The organism is Shewanella septentrionalis, from assembly GCF_025370265.1.
Lineage (GTDB): Bacteria > Pseudomonadota > Gammaproteobacteria > Enterobacterales > Shewanellaceae > Shewanella > Shewanella hafniensis.
In genome coordinates this window covers 1-5,435 of sequence record NZ_JAMTCC010000084.1, presented here as the reverse complement: position 1 = coordinate 5,435, position 5,435 = coordinate 1, and the positions used below count along the sequence as shown (strand labels likewise).

Here is a 5,435-nt window from a genome sequence, read left to right as displayed (position 1 = left end):
GACAATGTGCTAATGGCTTAATAGTTAGCGCAACTGCCAATGGCTCTTTATCTCGCTAATGGCTATGTTCATGCTCGAGTGGTTTGTCGGCAAACATCATATCTAGGCTTGCTTGGGTTTGTGGATGGTAGCCGCTGCGAGCCTTGAGATAGACGCTCTTGGCCCAATCGTACTGATCTGTGCTTGCAAGCTTTTGGTATAACGGCACGATTAAGCGCATGCGGCCAATATGGGTTAAGTGTTGTTTTAATGCGGATAGTACCGCGTAATAGCCGTTGTCTAGGGCGAGCGAATACCATGCAAAAGCAATTTCACTGTTGCCTGTGCCCGTAAAATGGAACGCCTTATCTAGCTCGGCAAGCTTGGTTTGGTCTAGATTGACTCTTGGCATTTCGTTGATAAACCTTAACCACTGGTGCACTGTCCAAGTGTTGGTTTTCAACTCGCTTGCGTTAAGTTTACCGTCGAGCCAAGTTTGCCTTTGGGCATCGACATCATCGAAGGCGTGGGAGTTGGGCTGCACCAAAAATGATGGCAAACCTTGCCCTTCAATCCAAGTGTCCACTTCAGCCTCACTGACCACATTGGGGTATTTGTTTAATAGATTCAAAGATAAATACTCACGGAACTGCGCCGTGGTAATGCTTTGAAATGCAAAATGATTGAAGTAGTTTTTTACAAAGGCATCGAAGCGCTCGCGGCCAAATTTTTGCTCTAAAAAGAGTAAAAACAACTGACCTTTTACATAAGGGACACCGCTGAAGGCTTCGTCGGGTGAGCGTTTGCCAAGATCCACATGCAACACTGAATCGCTAGGCGTGAGTTCTGCAAGCTCGGCAAGTAATTCTGAGTAGCCAATGGTTTGCTCCATTAGCGCTCGGTCACGGCCGTAGAGATCTTCCATAATGCGGTTCTCCACATAGGTGGTAAAACCTTCATTAAGCCAGAGATCGCGCCAAGTAGCGTTGGTCACTAAGTTACCCGACCAAGAATGGGCAAGTTCGTGGGCAATCAGACTCACTAAACTTTTATCACCTGCGATCACCGTTGGCGTAATAAAGGAAAGGCGTGGATTTTCCATCCCGCCGAAGGGAAAGCTTGGCGGCAAGATAAGCAAGTCATATCGTCCCCAGCGATAATCACCGTAACGTTTTGCCGCGATTTTGATCATCTCCGGTGTGTCGGCAAATTCCTTGCTCGCCTTGTCGAGGATTTCTGGCTCAGCCCAAATGCCGGAGATGTTATCTAAGGGCGCAAACTGTAAATGTCCGGCCGCAATGGCAATCAAATAAGCTGGAATAGCCTGCGGCATAGTGAACTGGGTCTGAGTGGTCGACAGGGTTTTGCGATCGGCACTCATGACCACAGTAATGGCTTTATCGGCAGTTATCGTTGCGCTATAGGTTTGGCGTACGGCTGGGGTATCTTGCAGTGGGATCCAGCTGCGAGCATGAATCGCCTGACTCTGACTGAACATAAAAGGCAACTGTTTACCTTGGGTTTGCTCTGGAGTTAACCATTGAATACCGGATGGATTATTCGACGTGTGATAATTGATTTTAACTTTTTGGGTATCTTCATCGGCAAGTTTGATGGTTAGCGCCGCACCTTTTACAGCGTCCGCTTTGGCTAAGGTGAAGGGCACGCTTTGCCATTTCCCAGTTGAATTCAAAGCACTCACGCTGTTAATCGTTAGATCTCGAGTATCTAAGATGAGTTCTTTCCCCGCCTTATGCCAAGCCAAATCGAGGGTGGCTTCGCCGGATAAGCGGCTTTGTTTAAAATCGATGGCAAGGGCTAGTTCAACATGACTCACGTTGACGTCAGTGTAATTGGCATAGGTCAGTGCATCTTGGTTCTGCTGCGTCTGTGCTTTTACAACAGTGGCACTAGGTTCAGCGGCTAACGTATTTGGAGCGCTATTGGCATAGGTGCTAGCAAGGAGTTGCAGCGCAAACAAAAGGGCACTACTCAGGACGGTACGTCGAAGTGAAAGCATTATTTAACAGCCTAATGATGAAGTATTTTCGTTCGAGTTTTGGGCGATAAGTGCACCAATTTGCCTGGTGTTCTATCGACCCATTCTATTTAGGGCAAAAGTTTACCTGATAATCCACTGGATTTGTGATCTCACTGTTAGCTCAAATGTAATCAAACTTTAATGGATCGTCTGTTGGGAAGGAAATGCCATCGGTAAAAGACCACAAGTTTGCTATGATGACGGCGTTTTCACATAGGGCGGTTATCAAAATGGTGTTAGATTTTTCGCAGGGTAAGTTAATCGTCACTGAGTTCGAAGTGCAAGTGCGGCTCAATGTTGCCAGTATCGTGCTGCAAGCGAGTGCGGAGGATATAGGTTTGCGACGTCAGCCACCTATGTTAATCGCCGATGGTGGCGGTGTACGTTGGAGCTTAGTATTGGACTCAAATACCCAGTTGCGTGCGATTCAAGATGTACTGGGCATGGATGCGGAATAAAGCACGCCTGCACAGCATGTCTAACTTACAGATTTATCATCACTTTTTAGTTGATGAGTGTTTAATATCGAATTAGGGATTTTTTAGTATGTCAGTTTCTCTTGAGCGTATTGTCGTTGAGCCTAAGACACCAGCTACAGCAGTGGTTATTTGGTTACATGGATTAGGGGATTCGGGTGCCGGATTTGCCCCTGTTGTGCCTGCATTAGGTTTGCCTGCCGATCATGCTATCCGGTTTATTTTCCCCCATGCACCAGAACAAGCCGTGACCATTAATGGCGGCTACGTCATGCGCGCTTGGTATGATATTAAAAGCATGGATTTGCACGACAGAGCCGATATGGAAGGCGTGCTTGAGTCGGAGAAAAGGGTTGCCGCATTAATTAATGAGCAAATCGCGGCGGGTATTGCGAGCGAGCGTATCGTATTAGCGGGATTCAGCCAGGGCGGGGTGATGAGTTTATTCTCTGGACTGCGTTTCCCCGAGCAACTTGCAGGGATAATGGCGCTATCTTGTTATTTACCGACGGGCGATGTGTTACCCGCTGAATTAAGTGCAGCAAATCGCAATACACCCATATTACAGCAACACGGTCTACAGGATGATGTAGTGCCATTATCCGCTGGAACATTAGCAAAAGAAGCCTTAATTGCGGGCGGTTATAATGTGGTGTGGCAGACTTATCCTATGCCACATTCAGTGATCCCTGCGCAGTTAAAAGAGATTTCTAAGTGGTTATTACAGCGATTTGAAATGTAGACAAGTCTAATTGCCGATAAAAACAGCATGCGGTAAGTTTAAATTTGTCCATGCTTGTTTTTTTATGGGAACAATCAATTTTTTCTGTAACACTTTCTAAGTCATTTATACTGAAGGATTTAAATTAAGTTATTTCACTTTTATATTTAATTCTCTACATATATAGAAATCAGTCATTCAGCTTATTTTTTATATGAAACAAATCTGTCTTAAAGCTCCTGCGAATTCCCCTATTAATGTCAAGTTTTTAATAAAAATGACACAATTTATCTTTATTATTTGTTATTATCCGTGACGCTGAACTTGATGGAGTTCACGGCAATCTTTCTATGATAAAATAATTAAAATCAAGGGGTTGATGTAATGAGACATATGCTTATTAAAGGACTAGTTGCAACTGCTGTTGTCGCTGCGCTTACGGGTTGTAATAATAGTGATGACGATAAAGTCCCAACAACATGTGCTGAAGCGGGAAGCGCTTGCACAACATTTACCGTTTTACACACCAATGATAACCACGGCCGTTTCTGGGAAAACAGTGACGGCGAATACGGTATGGCTGCGCGTAAAACCTTAATTGACAGCATTCGTGCAGAAGTCAGTAAGAATGGTGGTCAAACATTATTGCTGTCTGGTGGCGACATTAATACTGGCGTGCCAGAATCGGATCTACAAGATGCGATCCCAGATTTCACGGGTATGAATAAAATTGGTTACGACGCTATGGCTGTTGGTAACCATGAGTTTGATAATCCATTATCCGTTGTTGATATGCAGCGCCGCCTTGCGGAATTCCCTATGTTAGCGGCGAATATTTACCATAAAGATGCAGATGGCAATCTAGGGGAACGTTACTTTGATGCCTATAAGGTATTCGACATAAACGGTCTGAAAGTGGCTGTAATAGGTTTAACGACCGAAGATACGGCTAAGATTGGTAATCCAGAATTCATCAGTGGCCTGGAGTTCACCGATCCAAAGACTGAAGTCGCTAAAGTGATTAAAGAAATTAAAGACGCCAAAGCGGCCGATATTATTTTCGCTACCACGCACATGGGTCACTATGCTGACGGCCATAACGGTAGTAACGCCCCTGGTGACGTGGCTATGGCTCGCGCACTGAAAGAAGGCGATCTGCAAGTGGTTATTGGTGGTCATTCACAAAACCCAGTGTGTATGGAACCAGGTACTGACAACAAAGCCTACGCTGACTTTAAACCAGGCGATGAATGTGCTCCAGATAAACAGAATGGCACTTGGATCATGCAAGCCCATGAATGGGGTAAATATGTTGGTCGTGCAGATTTTGAATACTTTAACGGTGAGCTTCATTTAGCAAGCTATAAACTTGTGCCAGTGAATATGCGTAAACTGGATGACGCGGGCAAGAAGACTGCTGATTTAGCGGGCACTAAGATTGAGCCTGACGCTGAGTTAAAAGAGCTGCTGTCTTACTACCAAGAGAAAGGTCAAGCTAAGTTAGACGAAGTCATAGCGACTACGGATGCTCTGTTAGATGGCGAGCGTGCAAACGTTCGTAATAAGCAAACTAACTTAGGCCGTATGTTAGCGATGGCGCAAAGTGATAAAGTCAAAGCCGATTTTGGCGTGATGAACTCCGGCGGTGTACGTGCCTCTATTCAACCTGGCAATATCACTTACCGTGACGTGCTGACTGTTCAGCCATTCGGTAACATGGTGACTCTGAACGAAATGACAGGTACTGAAGTTGCGGCTTATTTAGGCGCGGTAGGTAGTATTCAAATTGGTTCAGGTGGTTATGCACAAATCACGGGCGTGAAAATGACCATTGACTGTGTAGCTAAGACTGCCAATATCAGTGTCATCAATGGTGAGAACTTCAGCCCAACAGGAACTTATAAGTTCACTGTACCTAGCTTTAACGCTGCAGGTGGTGACGGTTATCCTAAGCTAGAAAGCCCAATCCAAACGGGTTTTGTTGATGCTGATTTACTCTATTCTTTCTTGAAAGAGAAACAAGCGATTAAAGCTGCTGACTACAGTCCGATAGGCGATATTGTTTATGAAAACTCAAACAGTGTTGAAGGTTGCCAACTTTAAGTAATCGAAAACTACTTAGTGTTTAAATAAAAATGCCACTCAATAGAGTGGCATTTTTTATTGTCATCCCAAAACCACCGCCTCTGGCGGTGGTGATTGTTCCTTGAGGCTATAG

4 protein-coding genes are annotated in these 5,435 nt (G+C 45.0%); 3 read left to right on the top strand and 1 reads right to left on the bottom strand.

The window, feature by feature from the left end:
* Positions 1-55 precede the first annotated feature (55 nt).
* Positions 56-1,999 carry a M1 family metallopeptidase gene (locus NE536_RS22345; RefSeq protein WP_261274057.1) on the bottom strand — a complete coding sequence of 648 codons (1,944 nt, stop codon included), beginning with the start codon at positions 1,997-1,999 and terminating at the stop codon, positions 56-58.
* Positions 2,000-2,250: 251 nt separating this feature from the next.
* Between NE536_RS22345 and NE536_RS22340 the strand changes: the two genes are divergently transcribed.
* The 3 genes from NE536_RS22340 to ushA all read left to right on the top strand — a co-directional run bounded on the left by NE536_RS22340 (position 2,251) and on the right by ushA (position 5,320).
* Positions 2,251-2,478 carry a DUF3389 family protein gene (locus NE536_RS22340; RefSeq protein ID WP_106651841.1) on the top strand — a complete coding sequence of 76 codons (228 nt, stop codon included), beginning with the start codon at positions 2,251-2,253 and terminating at the stop codon, positions 2,476-2,478.
* Between the two features lie 88 nt (positions 2,479-2,566).
* Positions 2,567-3,238 (top strand): alpha/beta hydrolase, encoded by a 672-nt coding sequence (locus NE536_RS22335; RefSeq protein ID WP_220590513.1) that lies wholly within the window; start codon positions 2,567-2,569, stop codon positions 3,236-3,238.
* A 363-nt stretch (positions 3,239-3,601) separates the two neighbouring features.
* On the top strand, positions 3,602-5,320 hold the full coding sequence (ushA, locus tag NE536_RS22330; protein ID WP_261274056.1) for a bifunctional UDP-sugar hydrolase/5'-nucleotidase UshA: 1,719 nt from the start codon (positions 3,602-3,604) through the stop codon (positions 5,318-5,320).
* Positions 5,321-5,435 lie beyond the last annotated feature (115 nt).